Genomic DNA, 18,214 nt, shown 5'->3' on the forward strand with positions numbered 1-18,214 from the left:
GCATCGACTGCGTGCTCTTCCGGGGCGAGGCCGCCGCACTGGCGACCAACGGGGTGGGCGATGCCCAGACCGAGCGCACCCCGTCAGGCTCGTGGCGCTCCGACCACGGCGGCGTCGGCGTCCGCGTACGTCTGCCCGGGGCCTGGATGGCGGGTCGGCGCGTCGGCTGGCAGCCTGGAGGAGAAGCCGTAGCGGCGGGCTGTGCCACGTGCCGCCACTTGCGCGACGTGGCGCCTCCACTGCTGGAAACCACTGTTCGCGTTCGCGGGAGGTGGACCTCCTTGAGCAGGCACGCTTCGTTCATCACAACCGCACGGAGTCTCGCTGTGGCCGGAGTCCTGTCGGCCGCACTGGTACCGGTATCGGCAGCACCGGCGACAGCCGTCACGTGCGACGCGGCGGCCGCTGCCCGAGCCCCGAACAGCAGCAACGACAGCGCCGTACGGAATGCGCTGGTATGCCTCATCAACAACCAGCGCACGCAGAGGGGTCTGCCCGCCCTCACCACGAACCAGGCACTGACAACAGCGGCGCAGCAGCACTCCGCCGCCGCCGTGCAGCTGAAGTGGTGGGGACCGGGTAAGGATTCGCACCGCAACCCGCAGACCGGTTCGACACCGCAGAGCCGGATCAAAGCCGCGGGCTATTGCCCGAACCCCAGGTCATGGGCCGTCGCGGAGATCACGTACACCGGCTGGGGCGGCTCGGGGACCCCGAATGCCGCGGTCAACTGGTGGATGAATGTGAGCACGTGGGGCCACCGCCAGATCATCCTCGACCCGTCGATGCGAGAGATCGGCGCCTGGGCCCAGCCGGGCTCGGCTGACCCGGCCGGGGCCGGCGCGAGCCAGGCCGGAACCTACGTCGTGACATTCGGGCGCTGCCAGCAGTGACCGGTGGAGTTCGGGGTTCAGGGCCAGGTCCGTACCGCGCGTTTGCTGCGGGCTCAGGTGACCGCGTGTTCGACGGTGGAAAGCACCCGCACCAGTGCCGGTGACGCAGGGGCCGACGCGAAGCCGAAGCGCACGGGCGGGATGACGGGAGCCAGTGCGCCGAGGTCAGTCCCGCCGAAGGAGGTTCGGGCGGATACGATCGGCCACAGGCCGCCTGCCGCATACCACTGGCGACATCCTGGGCGCGAGCTGCCCCGGGTTCGTACGCCGGACATCAGGCGGGCGGGCACGTCTGTCACGGCCGCCCACAGCGGCCGTCGAACGAGCGCCCGGGGGACGGCCCGCAGGGCCAGACCGAGGGCTCCCTGATGCCCGACCCGGAAGCGCAGGTCCAGGGGTCCCGCCGCGACGTCCCACGAGCTGTCGCGAATCTGCACTCTCACGGGGTCCGTCCGGACCTCGTCGAAGTGGTAGGTGCCGGCGATGTACTCCGCCGTCCGGGCGGTGGGCGCGAGCAGCGTGCGCCACCCGTCGGCGCGCTCCAGCATCACGTCACTGAACGGCCCGAAGGGTGACCGCGGCCAGTGGCCCACGATCACGCGCGTACCGGACCCCGTGCCGACGGCAGCGATCCAGCCGTCGAACATCAGCCGTTCGCGTCCCACGCCATACGCGTACCCCGCTACGCGGCTGCGCATACCGCCGGGCCGGGCGCGGCCGAGCTGCGGGTATGGGTGCCGGTGCACGAGCAGCCCGACACCAGTCGGCCCGGGACGTGATCGTGGCTCCCGTCGCCGCCACCTCCTGTGACGTGGACTTCTCCGTCACTGCCGGGCACGGCTTCGTCGAGCCGCCGTTCGACCTCGGACACGAATGCGTGGCCCGCGATACCGACACCGGTGACCAGGTGACCAGGTGACCAACGTAGGACCGGGCGACCTCGTACAGGCCCCACCCGGGCGGCGGCGGCCGTGTGGTCCAGGACGACGGCGATGGCCGCCACTACGCGGCTGCCCGCCGGTCAGGGCGTGTCGCCGGACCGGTAGAAGCGGGACGTCACGCCGGGGCCCAGCGCGTCGGCGGACGGGCTTTCGCCGGCTGATCGAGGAACGGGCGCAGCGCGCGCGGGAGCAGAGCGGCGCCGCGCGCCTGGCCGGCTTTGCGGCGGCGCCGGAGAACGGTTGGCGGGATTCGCCGGAGCGGTCGGGTCAGCCCGGGCTCCGGCTGTCGTCGCCGAGGCTCGGGGGCAGGGGGTCGGCGAGGTAGTGCTGGATGGTGGGGGCGATGAGGTCGGTGACGGAGGGGGCAGGGAGGGTGGCGATGGTGCCGATCTGCCAGATGTAGCGGTTCATGACCATGCCGATGATCTGGGTGGAGATGAGGCTGGCCCGCAGGTTGCGTTCGGTGTCGGGCAGGCTGTGGGAGACGACAGCCAGGACAAGTTCGGAGAAGAGCTGTCGCAGGCGCTGCAGGGCGGCGGGTTCCTGGGCGGCGGTGAGGATGATGGAGCGCAGGATCTCGGCAGAGACGGGGTCTTCCCACAGGTTCAGGGCGGCCTGCACGAAGGCGTGCCCCCGGCGGTCCATGGGCTGTTCGGCGGCGGCGGCCACGGCTGCGCCGAACGCCTCGGGAGGTTGCATCACCTCTTCCAACAGCCCGGCCTTGGTGCGGAAGTAGTAGTTCACCAGACCGGGGTCGACACCTGCCTCCTGAGCGACCGACCGGAGTGAGGTCGCGGCATAGCCGCGCGTGGCGAAGGATCTGCGGGCGGCGGCGAGGATCTTGTCCGCCTGCTCTCCGCGCTCACCCCGAGGGCCTCGGCCAGTCACACCGCATCACCTTCCGTAACGGTTGCAGGAGGGGGCTTCCCCTCGGCGAGAGTTTCAGCATACGTTGAAATTAATTTCCACATGTGAGGAAATTACGAAGACGTTCGCCTGGGACAAGACCCTTGTGACCGTCTTCGGCAACCTGGCCGACGACTCCGAACTCAAGGTCCACCCCGGGAGGCGTCGCAGTGCCGCGTTCCGCATCGCATCGCATCGCATCCACTCCGCCCATGACCCACGACCCATGACCCATGGGCCCCACACAACAGCTCACAGGTGCCGTTCCAGCCCCTCGCCGTGTCCGCGTGCGTGAGCACTACTTCGACCCCGGACAAGGAGTCCCACCCCCGTGAACCGCACACCCGACGTCGTCACCCTCGCTTCCCTCGACACTCACCGCCTGATCGTCACCCTCCCGAACCGGGGCCCTGCCGACGTCCGCTCGAACCTCCCGCGCGCCACCGCCGCCGCCATGCTGCGCCGCCTCGCCGACGAGCTCGACCCCGAGCAGCTCCTCCCCGCCCTGCCCGGGGAAGCGTTCGCCACCCTCACCCAGCAGCTCACCCACCGCCACCGCCCCGCCGAGGCCGCCCGGCTCGCCGCCACCGCCCTCGCCCACCACACCCGCGAGCTCGCCAACATGCTCGCCGCCGCCCTTGATGGAGGCATTCCCGCCGAAGCCCCGTCGGCCGGCCTGCACCTGGTCTCGATACTGCGCAGCCACGCCGTCAGTCTCGACAGCCCACCCCGGACCCCCATCGACAATGTGCTCCACCTCGCCGCTGCCCGCCTCACCCGCCGCACGCAGCGATGAGCAGCGGCACCACCCGCTCCTCGTCGGCCCCGCGGACGACGCTGATCCTCTCGTCGACGCGAGCGAGGGTGAGCTCCGGCCAGCGGCTTGTCACCAGGAGCTGGTCCAGGTCCGGCGGCAGGGGCAGGGGCGGGAGGGGATCCGGCATGACGCTCACCCGCTCAGCGCGGCGAGGGGCCTGCACCCTGTGGGCGCGATGTCGGCCGCCCGGCGGGACTGTCAGTGCTCCATGGGCGATGTGTCGGTGGCCGCTGGAACCGTGGGTGCCGAATTGCCGGGTTGCCGACGGAACAGTCGCAGCCGCCTTCACCAGCAAGGGAGCCCCGTGGCCATGTCATCCGCATTCTCCACCCCGCCTTGGAATGTCCAACGGCTGCCGCGTGCCGATGGCAGCGTCTTCCTGGTCACCGGCGGCAACGCCGGCATCGGGTACTTCGCCGCGGAGCAGCTGTCGGCAACCGGAGCCACCGTCGTACTCGGCAGCCGGAATCCCGCCAAGGCCGAAGCCGCCACGGCCTCGATCCGTGCACGCGTCCCCGGCGCACGGGTGCGGACCGTACGGCTTGACCTCGCCGACCTGTCGTCGCTCGCATCAACGGTGGAATCAGTAGGGGTGGAACGCCTCGACGCGGTGGTCCACAACGCCGGAGTCGCGCTCGACGACCCGCCGCGCAAGGAGACCGAGGACGGCCACGAGCTCATGTTCGGCACGAACCACCTCGGGCACTTCGCCTTGACCCGGTGGCTGATGCCGCTGCTGTCGGCTGCGCCGGCGGCCCGCGTCGTGACCATGGGCAGCTTCACGGCAAAGTCCGAGCGGCTCGACCTGGACGACCTGCAGTCCCGGAAGGCCTACCAGCCCAAGCGCACCTACGGACGCTCCAAACTGGCACAGATGTACTTCGGCATCGAACTCGACCGACGCCTGCGCGCTGCCGGCAGCACAGTGACGAGCGTGGTGGTCCATCCCGGCGGCGCGCTGGACTCGCTCACCCCGTCACGCCCGCCGGTTCACGTGCGAACCACCAGCGCCCGGCTGAGGGCGGCGCCTGCGGCCCTCCTCGTGCAAGGCAAGCATGCCGGCGCGTGGCCCGCGGTCCGGGCGGTGCTCTACCCGGCTGTGCGCGGCGGTCAGCTGTGGGGACCGCGCGTCTTCGGCCTGCGGGGCGAGCCGCGACGTGAACGCGTGTGGAACCACCTTGCCGACCCCTCCTTCGCGGCGCGGCTATGGGACACGAGCTGCGACCTGACCGGCGTCGACCCCGCTGCCATCCCCGGACGGCCCCCGGGCGAGCCGCCTCGCTGAGCACGCCGGTACGGCCACCCCGCACCCCTTGGGGGCACGGCTGCTGTGGCGCCTTGCACCGCCGCCTCGCCGCGGGGCTTCGACGTATCCGGGCTCGTGAACGCCCGGCCGCGCCAAGGAAGAAGCCCCCGCACCCTTTCGCCAAGCCGCCGCAGCAGGACCGCGAGCCCCACCAAACCCTGCACGCGCTTCTCGGCGACGACGACCAGGCGCTCACCATTGCGGTGCATCGCAAGGCGGAGGGCCGCGGCTCGTACTGGACGCACTTGCGCGGTCCGACAACCTGGGGGTCCCCCGGACGGAGTCTGGGGGATGAGGTGCCGTACCGGGCGTCGCAACCCGGTGAACCTTGCCGGTCACAGCACTAGGTGGGGAGGAGACCGGCGACGAGGACGGCGAATTCCTCGGGGTCGAGAATGCGGATGCCCAGTTCTTCGGCCTTGGTGCGCTTGGAGCCGGCCTTCTCGCCCGCCACCACGAGGGTGGTGCGCTTGGACACCGACGACGACGCCTTGCCGCCGGCCCGCTCGATCAGCTCGTTCATCTCGTTCCGGGACAACACCGCAAGGGGGCCGGTCATGGAGCCGGTCACCACGACAGCCTGTCCGGCCAGCGGGCCGCCCGCCGGGTCCTCGCCGTCGTTCGCGCCGGTGGCGCCGGTCGCGTCGGTCGCGTCGGTCGCGCCGGTCGCGGGCTTCTGCGGCTCGGCGACCTGCGTGCCGACCTGCTGGGCCCGGAGCTTGTCGAGGAGTGGGGCGAGTTCGAGGAGTTCGGCCGCGATGACGCGGGCCTTCTCGGCGCCGATGCCGTCGACCCCGGCCAGCGTGTCCGCGTCGGCGGCCCGGATCGCGGCCATCGAGCCGAAGTACGCGGCGATCCGGCGGGACATCGTGCGCCCGGTGCCGCGGACACCGAGGGCGCAGAACACGCGGCCCAACGCAGCCCCGCGGGCGGTCTCGATCGCGGCCAGAAGGTTGGCGGCGCTGGTCTCACCCATCCGCTCCAGACCGAGGAGCTGCTCGCGGGTCAGCGTGAACAGGTCGGCGACGTCGTCGACCAGACCGGCCTCCACCAGCTGGATCGCGCGCGTGCCGCCGAGACCTTCGATGTCGAGCTGGTCCCGGCCGGCCGCGTAGATCACCGAGGCCACGGCCTGACAGCTCCGGCCGCGTACGCACCGCCACCGCTGCTCGGAAGTGTCGATCGCGTCGCCACAGCGGGGACACGCCTCGGGGAAGACGATCGGGCTCTCGGCGCCGGTGCGCTGGTCGACCAGCGGTGCCTCGACCCGGGGAATCACGTCGCCGGCCCGGTACACGAACACCTGGTCGCCGATCATGAGCCCGCGCCGGGTGATGTCGGACGGATTGTGAAGCGTGGCGTAGGTGACCGTCACCCCGTCGATGACCACCGGCTCCAGAACAGCGCGCGGGGCGATGATCCCGGTCCGGCCGACGTTCCACTCCACCGCCAGCAGGCGCGTCACCTTGTGTTCGGCCGCCAGTTTCCGGGCCACCGCCCACCTCGGGGCGCGCGAGCCGCTTCCGGCCTGCCGCTGGTCCTCGGCCGTGTCGGCCTTGACGACGACACCGTCGATCCCGAACGGCAGGTCTGCGCGCAGGCCGGCGATCACGTCGATGCGTTCCTGCACCTGCTCCACGGTCTCGTATCGCATCGGGGCGGCGGCCGTGCCGGCGGCCGTGTTCGCGCCGAGCGCGGCCAGGTTCTCCAGCAGAGCGACGTGGCCGAGGTCGTCCAGACCGATCGCGCCGTAGGCGAAGAAGGTCAACTCGATCCGGTAGGGGCGGTCCTTGGCCCGCAGGGTGCCGGCCGCCCCGCTGCGCGGGTGCGCGAAGGGCGTGGCCTCGTGGGCGAGCCGGATCCGGTTGGCCTCCTCGAACTGCGCGGTCGTCAGCAGCACCTCGCCGCGCAACTCGACGTCGACCGGCTGGGTGAGGACCGGCGGCAGACCGAGGACGGCGTCGGCGGCGTGGGTGATGTCCTCGCCGGCCAAGCCGTCGCCGCGGGTGAGGACCTGAACGAGCCGGCCACCCCGGTAGCGGGCCGCCACCGCGAGACCGTCGAGCTTCGGCTCCACACACCACCCGGCCACGGGGTGCCCGAGACGCCGTTCCAGCCCTGCGGCCCACTCGGCGAGCTCGTCGGCGTCGAAGACGTTGTCGAGGGAGAGCATCGGCACCGAGTGCGGCACGTCACCCTGCACAGCCCCGCCCGCCACCTTGCCGGTCGGCGACTCGGCAAGCACCTCGTCCGGGTGGGCCTCCTCGTAGGCCGCGATGGCGCGCAGGAGCCCGTCGTACTCGTCGTCACCGAGCGGGGTGGTCCCGTCGCCGTAGTACGCGGCCGACGCCGCCACGGCGGTGGTCACGGCCTCCACGTAGGCGGCAGGAGAGAGCAGGGCACTGTTTTCGGTCATGCAGGTCATCATCCTGCCCGGCACTGACAACGCCACGGCACGCAACCGGGCCGCCCCGCGGCCCAGGGCGGTAACGGCAACGGCCTGCTGATCAGCACCACCCTCGCGGCCGATCGCCCGGACCGGAACCGGCTCTCGACCGGTGACACGGACGCACATCGTGACCTGCGGAGACGCCACTCGTTCCGACATGTGGCCCGATTCCTACCGGATGGCCTGAAGGGGCTATTGTCCCCCGGTCACGGACGGCAATCGGCTCGTCTGTTCAACCCAGGGGAAGCGACATGACTGATCTGAACTCGCTGCGGGCAAGCCTCGCGTCCGGTGAGCACGAGTTCGCCGCCACCTTGGCCTTCATCACCGCGCATTACACGTACCAGCCGCAGGCGTTCCGCAACGGAGAAGCGGAAAATGCCGCAGGTGAGAACGAGGGTTCCTGCAAAACCCTGGGACTGGCCCTGTTGGAAGGGCTGAGCGACCAAGAGGCGCTGCAGGCATTCGGCGAGCACTACCGCAGCGTGCTGGCGACACCGGACGGCACTGATCACGGCAACATCCGCAACCTCATGGCCCATGGCCTGGCAGGAGTGAGCTTCGCCGGGCAACCGCTGGCCCGCAAGAGCTGAACAGCGAAATCCGGGGAAGTCCCAAAAGCCATCTCCCCCACCCCGTCCTGAAAGCACTGCCTACAACGGCAGCGCGGGTTCGGGCCGGGGCTTGCCGAGGCCGGCGTGCACGAGAACCGACAGCCGCTGTACACGAGTTTTGGGAGGCGTCGGCGGCACGGCGTGTTCGATGTTCATGAGAAACGACGGCACCCGCGCTCGCCGATGAGCAAAGTGCCGCACCGGGTGGGGGCTGGCGCCCGCGAGCTACTGGATGCTCCAGCGGTGCGGGTGGTCTGGATCGGTTGGGCAGGCGAAGACGTTGAGTTCGCCGAATCGGCCCACGGTGACGTCGGTGGGGGTGGCGTACCGATGGGTGGGCAGGTCTCGGTCCTCAAGCGGCTTCCAGCTGCCGCTGCCGCCGTCCCATTCCGAGCTGTCGATGGTCAGCAGTAGTTTCATCGGCGTCCTGCAGGTCTGGCAGTCCATGGGGTACGGGTCGGTGGCGTGCCAGGAGGCGAAGCCGCCGACGCGCCAGCCGGGCGGGATGGAGAGGTCGTACTGGTAGCCGACCGGATCGGCCGCCTTCTCGTCCGTCGACTGATCGGCCTCCTCTTCCTGGGCTTCGTCCCAAGCGTCGAGCCGGGCGCACAGCTCCTCGGGCAGGAGGCCGGCAAACGGGTAGCTGACCACCTGCTCCGGGTGCAGCGCGCAGGGCTCGGGCACGAACCCGTCGGACCCGACGACCGGCGGCTGCGGGGGTGTGGCCAGTACTTCTCCGACTTCCCACGACCGCCGCCAGCGCAGGCGCAGTTCCAAGTCGTATCGGCTCGGGCCGTGCGCGTTGAAAGGGCACCAGAACACCTGGAGCAGGTCGCAGTCGTCCGGCCCCGCCGGCAGGTCCGGGACGTCCCGCCGGTACAGCTGCGCCAGGCCGATCATCGGCGGCGGATCCGTCTCCGACACCTCGGGGAGCCGGTGCTCCAGGCGGAGCTCGGCCAGGAGCTCTCGTTCCTCCTCGGTGGGGCCCGGGTTCTGTTCCCGGGCCCATGCGGCGGCCAGGACCCGCCGGTAGCGGTGGATGTCGGCCGGGCGCTGACCCCGCCCGTGGCCGTGGGCCTCACCGCACACCGGCCACGGCTCGTCCGCCGGCCACAGCATCGGACCGCCTACCGAGCTGGCCGACATCTGCGGGCTGCCCGGCCGCGGGTGGAGCCGCGTCGTCGTACCTCGGTAGGCACCCAGTTCAGGGAAGAGCACCTCGACGTCGAGGGGGCGTGGGGGCGTGGTCCTCGTCATGGAACGCAACCTTAAGCACCGGTTCCTTTGCTCCTTGCCCTGCTGCTCGCGGCCTCGGGACGCGTCACCGTCCCCCCGCGCCGGCCTGGCCCGCCGGGACTCGCCCGCGACGGTCCCGGCGGATCACAGGCACCCTGTCGTTCAGGTCGGTGTACAGCACGTGGTGGTCCGAGTACGGGCTGGGGCGGACGTGGTGTGTGCGCGGGGTGATGCCGCGCAGGAACACGTAGTCGAACTTGCTGTCCCAGTCGGTGGTAGCCGTGCAGGCGGCCGTGTCGGCATCGGTGGTCGAGGGGTGACAGTCGGGGTCCGTGTCCGGGGCCAGGGCCCACATCGGGGCGAGTTCGGGGGCGTGCGGCACGGCGTTGAAGTCGCCGAGGACGATCGCACGGTCGTGGCGGGCGACTTCTGCGGCGAGCACCTCAATCTGGCCCGCCCGCACCTCGCCCTGCCGGCGCTCGGCGAGGTGGGTGTTGAAGACGCGGACGGGCCGGCCGCCCACCCGTGTGGTGACGGCCAGGTAACCGCGGTCCTCGGAGCCGCCGACGGGGTATTCGACGTTCACCCGGTCCGTCATCGGAGCCGCCGAGAGGATCGCCTGGCCGTAGCCGTCCGGCCGCCACGGCAGCCCCCCGCAGCGGTTCCAGTTCCGCAGGACCGTCCCGTACTCGACCCGGTAGACCAGCCCGTAGACCTCCTCCAGGTACCGGCGGATCCGCTCGACGTCACCTACGCACGCCTCCTGCAGGGCAATGACCTGCGGCGCGTACGTGGCGATCTCGGTCGCCCGGCCGAAGTCGTTGCCGCTCCCGCACGGATTGCAGATGTTCCACGTGCCGACCCGGTCCGGTACGACCGCCTCGGCGGCGTCGGACGGCAGCGGCCTGGCAGGGGGAAGGCCACCGCTCGGTGCGCCGGCGCCCTGGAGCAGCACCAGGCAGACCGCGGTCACCGCGGCCGCGGCCCACCGCGCGCCCCTTCTCAGCACGATCGCCTCCCCGGAGTGGACGCACATCATCACACGGTGCCCGCGACGCAGGATCGAGGTGGTTCCCCGGGGACGAAGAAGCCCACGTCGTCATGACGCCGCTGCCGACCGCCTGGAAGGACAACGGCTCCACCGCCCGCCATGTCGTCGCCTGCCTCAACCGCATGGGCCGGCTGCGCAGCAGCCGGGCCAAGGAGTGCGGTACCGCGCGCAGCCGCGTCTCGGTGCCGTCGGCCTCCGCCGCGCGGGTGGCGGCCAGAAGCGCGGACAGGCCTGAGCAATCCGCGAAGGTCACCCCTGCCCAGTCCACGTCGACGCGGTCATGGCCGGACATCGCAGTCCACAGGGTGCCGCGGATGTCCGGGGCGCCACAACCGGTCCACGTCGGCGACGGGCCTCGGGTCCGGGTCCAGGGCCGGCGGCGGACTCAGGCGCTGGATGACCCGGCAGACCGTCGCCGGGGAGATCCCGAACGACGGTGCGAGCTGCCACATCGTGAGGTTGGTGCGGTAGCGGACGGCCACCGGCAGCACTCGGTCTGTCAGCGGCAGGCACCAGGGCCGGCCGCTACCGAGCCCGCTCCCGCTCCCGGGCCCGCTCCCGGGCCCGCTCCCGCACCACCCTCACCACCCTCGCGAACCGGTCCATCCGCAAGCCCGTGAACGTCTCCACCCACACCGACTCAGCCCGCAACACCCCACTGCTTCTGCTACTTCTGCTACTTCTGCTTCGCGGCACACAGGGCCGTATCCACGGCTCCCTCGACGCGCCGCGTGGTCGCCACGTCGGCCGGCACGGCGGTCACCGTGACGTTCGCCGCCGCGCGGCCGTCGTCGGTGACACCGCCGCGGGTCTCGTACCCCATGATGTCCCCGCCGTGGCCCCAGTAGAGGCCGCCGCACGACAGCGGCCTGCTCATGATCCCCAGTCCGTACCCGGCGCCTGTGTCCCCGAGGGGGACGGTGGTGCGCATCTCGGCGAGCTGCGAGTCCCCCAGCAGGTCGCCTGCCAGGAGCGCGGTGTAGAACCGGTTGAGGTCGGAGTTGGTGGAGATCATCTGTCCCGCCGCCCAGCTCGCGGACGGGTCGATGTCCGTGACGTCGCGCCACGGCGCACCCGCCGATTCCTGGCGGTAGCCCCGGGGATGGCGTTCCCGGAGGGTCGTGTCACCGGCGGTCGGGAAGTAGGTGTGGCGCAGTCCGACGGCCCGGACCACCCGCTTGTCGATCTCCTCGCCGAGCGGCCGGCCGGTGACCTTCTGGACGATCAGGCCGGCCAGCACGTAGTTCGTGTTGCTGTAGGCCCAGCTCGTCCCCGGTGCGAACTCGGCCTTCTTCCGCAGGGCAATGTCCAGGATGTCTCGGGGTTCCAGGTACCGGCGCTGGAGGAAGGCGTGGTCGACCTCCTTCTCGTAGTCGGGAATCCCGCTGGTGTGCTGGAGCAGCTGACGGACGGTGATGCCGCGCCCGTCGATCCCTTCTCCGCGGACGAGGCCCGGCAGATGGGTGTCGAGCTTGTCGTCGAGGCTGATCTTTCCCTCGGCCACCAGTTGCAGGACGACCACCGCGGTGAAGGTCTTGGTGGTGCTGCCCACGCGCACCTGCCCGTCCTCCGGCACCTTCGCTCCCGTGGCCAGGTCGCCCACCCCGGCGGTGTACGTACGGGCACGGCCCTTGGCGTCCTGGACGCCGGCCAGCGCGGCGGGCAGGCCGTCGGAACGCACCAGCGTGTCGAGAGCCTGCTGGACCGCGTCCGGCCGGGCGGAGGATGCCGCGGGCGGAGCCAGGGCGCCCAGCGTCATCGCGCAGACGGCCACCGCGGCCGCGGCCGTCGCGGCTCTACGCCGGCCACGCTGCTGCCGACGGGAAGGACGAAACGTGTGCCATGACTGTGCGTGCACGGGCCAACTCCTACGAAGCGTTGGGAATCCAGCGGTTTCCGCTCCCAGCCTCTCCGGGGGTGCCCGTCCTCGGCGATCATGCCACCCGGCCCGTCCCGGGTGGGGATATCCCCCGGGACCAGGGGGAGTCGAGCCGGAGTCGCGGTCTCAGCCGACAGGACCGTCGCTCCGGAGCGCTGGGCACGCTCGGCGCGGGTCGGGCGGCGGCCGGTGTCCTCCGGCAGCCGGTGTCCTCGACGACCGCCGCCCGGAGGCGCCGCTGCGTGCCGGCGTTCTGGATCGGCGACGGCGCGTCCTGCGGTACCACGTCCGGGTTGGGGAACGCGCGCTGGCTGAGCTCCCGTATCGCCCGGTCTGCCGCTCCACCGCATCCGGCATGGCCGTGTCCGCTCGCCGGGCCGGCGCTGCCTCACGGTGCGCGGCGATTGCCGTCCGGCGACGCCTCCGTACCGGCTCAGCCCGGACGAGAGCTGCCGTGCCGGAGCGCTGGCGCGCGTCGGCCGGCACGGGCACGGCACGGCACGGCACGAGGACGGCACGAGGACGGAATCCGCGGGGCGCGCACGACCGTACGGCCCGCCGCAGGAACGGCGGCCGCCACGACGCGGGCTTGCTCCAGGGCGCGTCGCCGCCAGACGCCCAGCCCACGGTCAGCGCCACCGAACCGGCGCACAGCTGCAGCCAGCCCGTCGAACCCGTCGTCAGCACCATCAGCAGCAGCCCGACCGGCGAGCAGCCCGGCCGGGGCCGGGTCCGGATCACCTCCGCTCGGGCGGAGAGGACACGGTGCCCACCAGCGTCGGCCACGGGCTCGACGGACCACCTCCGCCGGCGTGCAGAGCACCCTTTGTGACCCGCGGGTCAGGAGGTCGACACGGTTCCAGCCGGAGCCCCATCTCTCCTTCAGCCTGCTTGACACACCGCCCCCGGCACTGGCCACACGGCATTGGTACTAGCCTGCCCCGATGGGACTCGACATCACCGTGCTCATGGTCGACTGGGAGCACCTGGCGCGGATACCGGCGGACGACAGGGCGAGCGTACTGGGCGATACCACCTGCCCCGACTTCTGCTGCGAGGCGTGCGAAGACGCCGACTACGCCGTGACGGGCGGCTGGGTGTGGCAGCGGCAGGTGTCCTGGTGCGCCGAGTACCGGTTCCACGGAACCACCGGTTCCTACGGCTGGCACTCCCGCTTGGGCAATGCCTGGGAGGACGTCCGGACCTCGGTGGCGCCCGAACTGCGGGACGCCCTGGACCACTTCCTGCGCGGCCTGTTCTGGGACGACCCGGACGACCTCACGGGGACGGACCCCACGGCCGCCGCGGAGGAGGAACGGCCCGCCGCACGCGGCTTCCCCGACGACCCCGCTCCGTGGCGCCCCCGGGTGCTCCTGCTCAGCGCCCCCGACGAGGTGTCGGAGCTGGCCCGCTCCTGGCAGGTGGCCGCGCCCCGGCTGGAGGAACTGCGCGGGCCCTTCGAAGCCGAGGCCGCCGGCTGGGCGGGCCGGCCCTCCGGCTTCGACGCCGCCGCAGCGCTGTTGCGCGAATGGGGCGAGGTGGCCACGGAGGCAGGCGCCCGGCGATGGGGCCTGGTCGGTCTCCCCTTCTAGGCCCAATGCCGTGTAGTCGGCGTTTGGTGTCCGGCGGCAAGGGGTGCGGGTGGTCAGGATGTCGCGGACCGCAGGGCGCGTTCGGCTCGTGCTCGGTGCAGGGCAGCGCTCTCGGTGGCGGCGAATGCGCGGCGGCGCGGAGGAGGGCGGTGCCGATCGGCCCCGGAGGAGGGCGGTGCCGATCGGCCCCGGCTGCTCGTCGGCAACCACCGCAGGGTCGGGGAATGCCCACCGGCTGAACTCCCGCATCGCGGCAGACTGCCGCCTCATCGCCGCCACGATGCCCGGGTGGGTCCCCCTGACGCGGCGGCACGGTCCCACGGTGCGTCGCCTCGATGGCACGTCGGCAGCCCTCCGGCGAGGTCCGTCGCTGCACCGGAGCGGCGGGCGGCTCGACCGATGCCGGGGCGGCGCCGGACCGGCCGGGCGCGGGTACAGCCCCGGGCGGCAGGATCCGCAGGCCCCCACCACCGTACGGCCCCGCGGCGTTGGCGGCCGCGATGACTCCGGTCTGCTCCGGGCACGCCCTGGACCTGCTGCAGCAGACGTTCCCAGGTGCCGTCAGCCGACCACAACCGATGGCGCTCACAGACCGTCTCCGGTGATCACGCCACCGCCCGCACCAACCGTTGCTCACCGGCAGGAACGGCCGCAACCGTTCCCACTCCGCGTCCGACAGATCACCGCGTTCTCCCCGCCCCGTACCGGAAGGAACGAGCAGGTCAAACGACGGTTACATAATCGGCCGGACAGCTCCGGGGCTCGGGGAACTGCGAGGCCGACCCCGTGGATGGCCGAAGACGCGCGTCAGGCCGATCACGGGGTTGGCGTCGCAGTTCCCCGAGCCCCTGATGACGAGACCGTGCCGTAGGCCCGGAGGGTGTCGGCCGGGTCGCCGGGGCGGCCTCGCAGGGTGGCGTCCAGAAAGGCGAGGGTGGCCGCGGCGACGACGCGCGGGCTCTCGGTGCGGCCCAGGGTGCCGACGATCGAGGGCACCGGCGGCAGGTAGAGCGGGCCGTCCATGAAGGTGAGGTGCCCGGCGCCGGGGACGGTGAGCCGGTAGCTCGTCGCGGTGCTGTGCTCAAGGGCCTCGGTGAGCCGGGGCAGGTAGCGCGGGTCGGTGCCGGCGGTGATCTCCTGGGTGAGCGCGAGCGCCGGCTGTTCGAGGGCGGGCGAGGTGGGGCCGTGGGGGTAGCCGTCCAGGTCGACGACGGCGTCGAACCGGCGGTCCTGCCGGGCCGCCTGCAGGGCGGCGGCTCCGCCCAGGGAGTGGCCGGCCACCGCGGCGCGGCCGGTGTCCAGGCGTCCGGTCAGCGGGTCGGCGGTCTCACCGCGGTCCAGTCGCTCCAGCTGGGTGAGGACGAAGCCGAGGTCGGCGGCCCGGACGGCGGTCCAGCCGGCGGCCAGCTCCTCGTCCCTGTCGCGGTCCCCGGAGGAGGCGGTGGTGGCGCGGATCGTGCGGCCGTCGGCGAGGACGACGACGGTGGAGTCGTACGGGTGGTCGAGGGCGGCGACCAGGTAGCCGTGGCTGGCCAGCTCCTCCGCCCAGGCGGTGTTCTGGGACCGCACCCCGCCCGACCCCGGGGAGAGGAGGACGACCGGGAACCGCCCCCCGCCGACCACCGGGGCGTCGACGACCGCGCGGCTGCGGGCCCGCGGGACGCCGTCGACCAGGAAACCGGGCATGCCGACCCCGCGGGCGAGGGCCTCGGAGACGGTCCGCGCCTCGTCCTCCGTGCGTCCCAGGTACTGGGCCCGAGGGACGCCCGCGGGGCTCTTCCGCGCCGGGTACCAGAGCTGGACCACGACCGTGCGCCGGTCGTCCGGATCGGCGGTGAAGCTCTCGGGGCGGAGCGGGTCGGTCCACTGCACCACCCGGGTGCCGACCGCGAAGGCGCCCGTCGGCTCGGGGAAGACGGGCACGGGGAAGGCCCAGGCGGCCACCGGGCCGGTGGCGATCAGGCCGGCGCAGGCCAGCGATCCCGGCAGGGCCAGCCACCAGCGGGCCCGCCGCGCCGGTCGGCCGGTACGGCGCCGCAGCAGGGGCGGGAGGGCGAACGCCGAGGCGACGGCGGCGCCGGCCAGGACCGGCAGCATCTGCCAGCGGATCCCCACGATGCCCAGCACGATCGCCGACGGTACGAGGACCGCCCCGGCCGCGACGGTGACGGGCCGGCGGGCGGCCGGGGGGAGCCAGCGCGCCACCAGCAGCGCGACGGCGCCCAGCAGGACGAGGACTTCCGGAAGGGACAGGGACAGGGACAGCCCCGGGATGGTTTCGGTCACCCGGCCATGCTCGGCGCCGGGCCCGCACCGCCGCATCGGCCCCGGGTCGCCGCCGACTGCGACCGGCGTGGCAACCGAGGCGGGCCGCGGTGCGACCGGAGTGGCAACCGGGCACCCCGGACCGGCGCCCGGCCTGCGACCTCGGGAGGTGGCGGGTCTCCTCCTGTGGTCGTACCCCGGCCCGGTGCGCTCCGACGCCGGGCTCATGTGCGACGCGGGCCCGGGGCCTAGGCTGCGGCTGTACGCGGTGGCGGCCCCCGCCGGGGCCGCCACGACGACCGATCGGCGGAGAGGTGTGACGGTGCGCCACCGGGACCGGGTACCGCCCCTGGTGTGGGACTCGGTGCTGCCGGCGCTGCTCCTGCTCAACGTCGTGACCACGTACCCGGCGCGGGAGCTGCCGGTGGCGGCGGCGCTCACCGGCGCCCTGGCGCTGCCCCTGGTGTGGCGGCGCCGGGCCCCGCTCGCGGTGTTCGCCGCCGTGGTGGCTGCGGCCTTCGTCCAGTGGCTGGCGGACGTCCAACTGCCCGCGGACATCGCCCTGCTGGTGGCCCTGTACACGGCGGCCGCGCACACGGGCCGGCGCGGCACGCTGCTCGCCGCCGCCGTCGTGGAGGGCGGGGCCGTGCTGGCCTGCCTGCGCTGGGCGACGAACGGCGCGTTCCTGACCCCGTTCGTCGCGCTCTCCGCGACGGTGGTCGCCGCCGCCGTCCTCGGGGTGAACGTGCGGACCGGCCGGGCCTACCTCGCCGCCGTGCAGGAGCGGGCCGAACGGCTGACGCTGCACCAGGAGCAGCAGGCGCTGCTGGCCGTCGCCGGGGAGCGGGCCCGGATCACCCGCGAGATGCACGACATCGTCACCCACAACCTGTCCGTCATGGTCGCGCTCACCGACGCCGCCGTCTACGCGCAGCACAGGTCCCCGGACCGGGCCACCGCCGCGATGCTGCAGATCTCAGAGACGGGCCGGCAGGCCCTCACCGACATGCGGCGCTCGTTGGGCGTCCTGCGGGCCGACGAGCCGGACGCCGAGCGCCACCCGCTGCCCGGCATCGCCCAGCTGGAGGCGCTCGCCGACCAGATGGCCGCCGCCGGGCTGCCGACCGGCCTGGAGGTCCGCGGCGGCCACGCCCATGTGCCGGCCACCGCGCAACTCACCGTCTACCGCCTGGTGCAGGAAGCGTTGACCAACACCCTCAAGCACACCCCCGTCGGCACCCGCGCGACGGTTCTGGTCGAGTGCTCGGCCGGGAGCGTCGGCGTGGAGGTCACCGACAGCGGCCCCCGGTCGGCGCTTCCCGCCGCCGCACCGTCCGGCCACGGCATCCCCGGCATGCGCGAGCGCGCGGCCGCCTACGGGGGGACGCTGCGGGCCGGACCGCTTCCGAGCGGTGGCTGGGGCGTGCGGACCCGGCTCCTGCTCAACAGCGGCAGTACGGGCGCCGTATGACGATCCGCATCGTGATCGCCGACGACGAGGCGCTGCTCCGGATGGCCTTCGGCACGGTCCTGGAGGCCCAGCCCGACATGACGCCGGTCGGCGAGGCTGCGGACGGCGCCCAGGCCGTCCGCCTCGCCCGGGAGCTGCGGCCCGACGTCGTCCTGATGGACGTCCGGATGCCCGGGACGGACGGGATCGAGGCGACCCGGCAGGTCGTCGAGGTCTCCCCGGAGAGCAGGGTGCTGATCCTGACCACCTTCGACCTGGACTCCTACGCCTTCGCCGCGCTCGGCGCCGGGGCCTCGGGCTTCCTGCTGAAGAACACCCGGCCCGAGGAGCTGCTCACCGCGATCCGCAACGTCGCGTCGGGCGACGCGGTGCTCTCCCCGCGGATCACCCGGCGCCTGCTGGAGGACTTCCGTCCGCACCTGGCCGACGGGGGCACCGCCGTCCGCGACGAGCGGCTGGACCGGCTCAGCGCCCGGGAGCGCGAGGTGCTCGTCAAGGTCGGTCGCGGCCTGTCCAACGCCGAGATCGCGGCCGCCCTGTACCTCGCGGAGGCGACCGTGAAGTCCCATCTGGGGCGGGTCCTGCTGAAGCTGGAACTCCGCGACCGGATCCAGGCCGTGGTCTTCGCCCACGAGAACCGCCTGGTCCCCCCGGCCTGACGCCGGCCGAGGGCTCAGAACAGCGGCCAGACCACGGCCCGGACCGGGCCGACCACGTCGCCGCAGATCAAACGACGGTTACATGATCGGCCGGACAGCTCCTAGTCCGGGCGCACGGTGAGCCGGCCGGACTTC

Annotated in this window: 16 protein-coding genes and 3 pseudogenes; 8 read left to right on the forward strand and 11 right to left on the reverse strand. The window is 72.6% G+C overall.

Translation table 11 applies throughout. The features are described 5' to 3' along the window. Window positions 1–326: 326 nt before the first annotated feature. Window positions 327–893 carry a CAP domain-containing protein gene (locus ACFY0D_RS26100; protein ID WP_390800482.1) on the forward strand — a complete coding sequence of 189 codons (567 nt, stop codon included), beginning with the start codon at window positions 327–329 and terminating at the stop codon, window positions 891–893. Window positions 894–946: 53 nt separating this feature from the next. On the opposite strand, the gene ACFY0D_RS26105 is transcribed toward ACFY0D_RS26100, so the two are convergent. After that, entirely contained in the window at window positions 947–1,558 is a 612-nt protein-coding gene (locus ACFY0D_RS26105) for a hypothetical protein (protein WP_390800483.1), read from the reverse strand. Between the two features lie 116 nt (window positions 1,559–1,674). Here ACFY0D_RS26105 and ACFY0D_RS26110 point away from each other — a divergent pair, with 116 nt between their 5' ends. Next, window positions 1,675–1,812, forward strand: coding sequence for a hypothetical protein (locus ACFY0D_RS26110; RefSeq protein WP_390800484.1), 138 nt, complete (start codon window positions 1,675–1,677; stop codon window positions 1,810–1,812). 289 nt (window positions 1,813–2,101) lie between these two features. On the opposite strand, the gene ACFY0D_RS26115 is transcribed toward ACFY0D_RS26110, so the two are convergent. Continuing rightward, the gene (locus tag ACFY0D_RS26115; protein WP_390800485.1) at window positions 2,102–2,722 is read right to left on the reverse strand and encodes a TetR family transcriptional regulator; all 621 of its coding nucleotides are present in this window, start codon (window positions 2,720–2,722) and stop codon (window positions 2,102–2,104) included. A gap of 349 nt (window positions 2,723–3,071) precedes the next feature. Here ACFY0D_RS26115 and ACFY0D_RS26120 point away from each other — a divergent pair, with 349 nt between their 5' ends. Next, window positions 3,072–3,536 (forward strand): hypothetical protein, encoded by a 465-nt coding sequence (locus ACFY0D_RS26120; RefSeq protein ID WP_390800486.1) that lies wholly within the window; start codon window positions 3,072–3,074, stop codon window positions 3,534–3,536. Here ACFY0D_RS26120 and ACFY0D_RS26125 read toward each other — a convergent pair. Beyond that, complete coding sequence (locus ACFY0D_RS26125) at window positions 3,514–3,684, reverse strand: hypothetical protein (protein ID WP_390800487.1); 171 nt, start codon at window positions 3,682–3,684, stop codon at window positions 3,514–3,516. The genes ACFY0D_RS26120 and ACFY0D_RS26125 overlap by 23 nt on opposite strands. Window positions 3,685–3,867: 183 nt before the next feature. On the opposite strand from ACFY0D_RS26125, the gene ACFY0D_RS26130 reads away from it, so the two are divergent. After that, window positions 3,868–4,842 carry an SDR family NAD(P)-dependent oxidoreductase gene (locus tag ACFY0D_RS26130; protein WP_390800488.1) on the forward strand — a complete coding sequence of 325 codons (975 nt, stop codon included), beginning with the start codon at window positions 3,868–3,870 and terminating at the stop codon, window positions 4,840–4,842. A gap of 364 nt (window positions 4,843–5,206) precedes the next feature. Here the strand turns inward: ACFY0D_RS26130 and ligA are convergent, their stop codons facing one another. After that, window positions 5,207–7,288, reverse strand: coding sequence for an NAD-dependent DNA ligase LigA (gene ligA / locus ACFY0D_RS26135; protein ID WP_390800593.1), 2,082 nt, complete (start codon window positions 7,286–7,288; stop codon window positions 5,207–5,209). A gap of 275 nt (window positions 7,289–7,563) precedes the next feature. Here ligA and ACFY0D_RS26140 point away from each other — a divergent pair, with 275 nt between their 5' ends. Next, window positions 7,564–7,905 (forward strand): HopJ type III effector protein, encoded by a 342-nt coding sequence (locus ACFY0D_RS26140; RefSeq protein WP_390800489.1) that lies wholly within the window; start codon window positions 7,564–7,566, stop codon window positions 7,903–7,905. Window positions 7,906–8,151: 246 nt separating this feature from the next. Here the strand turns inward: ACFY0D_RS26140 and ACFY0D_RS26145 are convergent, their stop codons facing one another. From ACFY0D_RS26145 to ACFY0D_RS26165, 5 genes and pseudogenes are all read right to left on the reverse strand, one after another. Further along, entirely contained in the window at window positions 8,152–9,183 is a 1,032-nt protein-coding gene (locus ACFY0D_RS26145) for a hypothetical protein (RefSeq protein ID WP_390800490.1), read from the reverse strand. 64 nt (window positions 9,184–9,247) lie between these two features. Then, window positions 9,248–10,198 (reverse strand): endonuclease/exonuclease/phosphatase family protein, encoded by a 951-nt coding sequence (locus ACFY0D_RS26150; RefSeq protein ID WP_390800491.1) that lies wholly within the window; start codon window positions 10,196–10,198, stop codon window positions 9,248–9,250. Window positions 10,199–10,358: 160 nt separating this feature from the next. Further along, window positions 10,359–10,529: pseudogene (locus ACFY0D_RS26155) on the reverse strand (STAS domain-containing protein); the annotation flags it as partial. A 10-nt stretch (window positions 10,530–10,539) separates the two neighbouring features. Then, window positions 10,540–10,819, reverse strand: a pseudogene (locus tag ACFY0D_RS26160) (transposase family protein); the annotation flags it as partial. Window positions 10,820–10,889: 70 nt separating this feature from the next. Further along, complete coding sequence (locus ACFY0D_RS26165; RefSeq protein ID WP_390800492.1) at window positions 10,890–11,972, reverse strand: serine hydrolase domain-containing protein; 1,083 nt, start codon at window positions 11,970–11,972, stop codon at window positions 10,890–10,892. Between the two features lie 1,064 nt (window positions 11,973–13,036). Here ACFY0D_RS26165 and ACFY0D_RS26170 point away from each other — a divergent pair. After that, window positions 13,037–13,684 (forward strand): hypothetical protein, encoded by a 648-nt coding sequence (locus ACFY0D_RS26170; RefSeq protein ID WP_390800493.1) that lies wholly within the window; start codon window positions 13,037–13,039, stop codon window positions 13,682–13,684. Between the two features lie 491 nt (window positions 13,685–14,175). On the opposite strand, the pseudogene ACFY0D_RS26175 reads toward ACFY0D_RS26170, so the two are convergent. Continuing rightward, a pseudogene (locus ACFY0D_RS26175) lies at window positions 14,176–14,405 on the reverse strand (hypothetical protein); the annotation flags it as partial. 95 nt (window positions 14,406–14,500) lie between these two features. Beyond that, a complete protein-coding gene (locus tag ACFY0D_RS26180; protein ID WP_390800494.1) occupies window positions 14,501–16,006 on the reverse strand; it encodes an alpha/beta hydrolase family protein in 1,506 nt (501 codons plus the stop codon). A gap of 259 nt (window positions 16,007–16,265) precedes the next feature. Between ACFY0D_RS26180 and ACFY0D_RS26185 the strand changes: the two genes are divergently transcribed. Beyond that, window positions 16,266–17,420: a sensor histidine kinase gene (locus ACFY0D_RS26185; RefSeq protein WP_390800594.1), complete on the forward strand. Its 1,155-nt coding sequence runs from the start codon at window positions 16,266–16,268 to the stop codon at window positions 17,418–17,420. After that, complete coding sequence (locus tag ACFY0D_RS26190; RefSeq protein WP_390800495.1) at window positions 17,417–18,079, forward strand: response regulator; 663 nt, start codon at window positions 17,417–17,419, stop codon at window positions 18,077–18,079. The genes ACFY0D_RS26185 and ACFY0D_RS26190 overlap by 4 nt, the downstream gene beginning before the upstream one ends. Window positions 18,080–18,214 lie beyond the last annotated feature (135 nt).

The sequence above is a fragment of the Streptomyces sp. NPDC001502 genome, from assembly GCF_042894785.1.
Taxonomy (GTDB): Bacteria; Actinomycetota; Actinomycetes; order Streptomycetales; family Streptomycetaceae; genus Streptomyces; species Streptomyces kutzneri.

Excerpts from the sequence above, each read along its gene's own strand:
- ligA (WP_390800593.1), bottom strand. The coding sequence starts at position 7,288 with ATGACCTGCATGACCGAAAACAGTGCCCTGCTCTCTCCTGCCGCCTAC.
- ACFY0D_RS26180 (WP_390800494.1), bottom strand. The coding sequence starts at position 16,006 with ATGCGGCGGTGCGGGCCCGGCGCCGAGCATGGCCGGGTGACCGAAACC.
- ACFY0D_RS26125 (WP_390800487.1), bottom strand. The coding sequence starts at position 3,684 with ATGCCGGATCCCCTCCCGCCCCTGCCCCTGCCGCCGGACCTGGACCAG.
- ACFY0D_RS26140 (WP_390800489.1), top strand. The coding sequence starts at position 7,564 with ATGACTGATCTGAACTCGCTGCGGGCAAGCCTCGCGTCCGGTGAGCAC.
- ACFY0D_RS26130 (WP_390800488.1), top strand. The coding sequence starts at position 3,868 with ATGTCATCCGCATTCTCCACCCCGCCTTGGAATGTCCAACGGCTGCCG.
- ACFY0D_RS26145 (WP_390800490.1), bottom strand. The coding sequence starts at position 9,183 with ATGACGAGGACCACGCCCCCACGCCCCCTCGACGTCGAGGTGCTCTTC.
- ACFY0D_RS26150 (WP_390800491.1), bottom strand. The coding sequence starts at position 10,198 with ATGTGCGTCCACTCCGGGGAGGCGATCGTGCTGAGAAGGGGCGCGCGG.
- ACFY0D_RS26190 (WP_390800495.1), top strand. The coding sequence starts at position 17,417 with ATGACGATCCGCATCGTGATCGCCGACGACGAGGCGCTGCTCCGGATG.
- ACFY0D_RS26170 (WP_390800493.1), top strand. The coding sequence starts at position 13,037 with ATGGGACTCGACATCACCGTGCTCATGGTCGACTGGGAGCACCTGGCG.
- ACFY0D_RS26165 (WP_390800492.1), bottom strand. The coding sequence starts at position 11,972 with ATGACGCTGGGCGCCCTGGCTCCGCCCGCGGCATCCTCCGCCCGGCCG.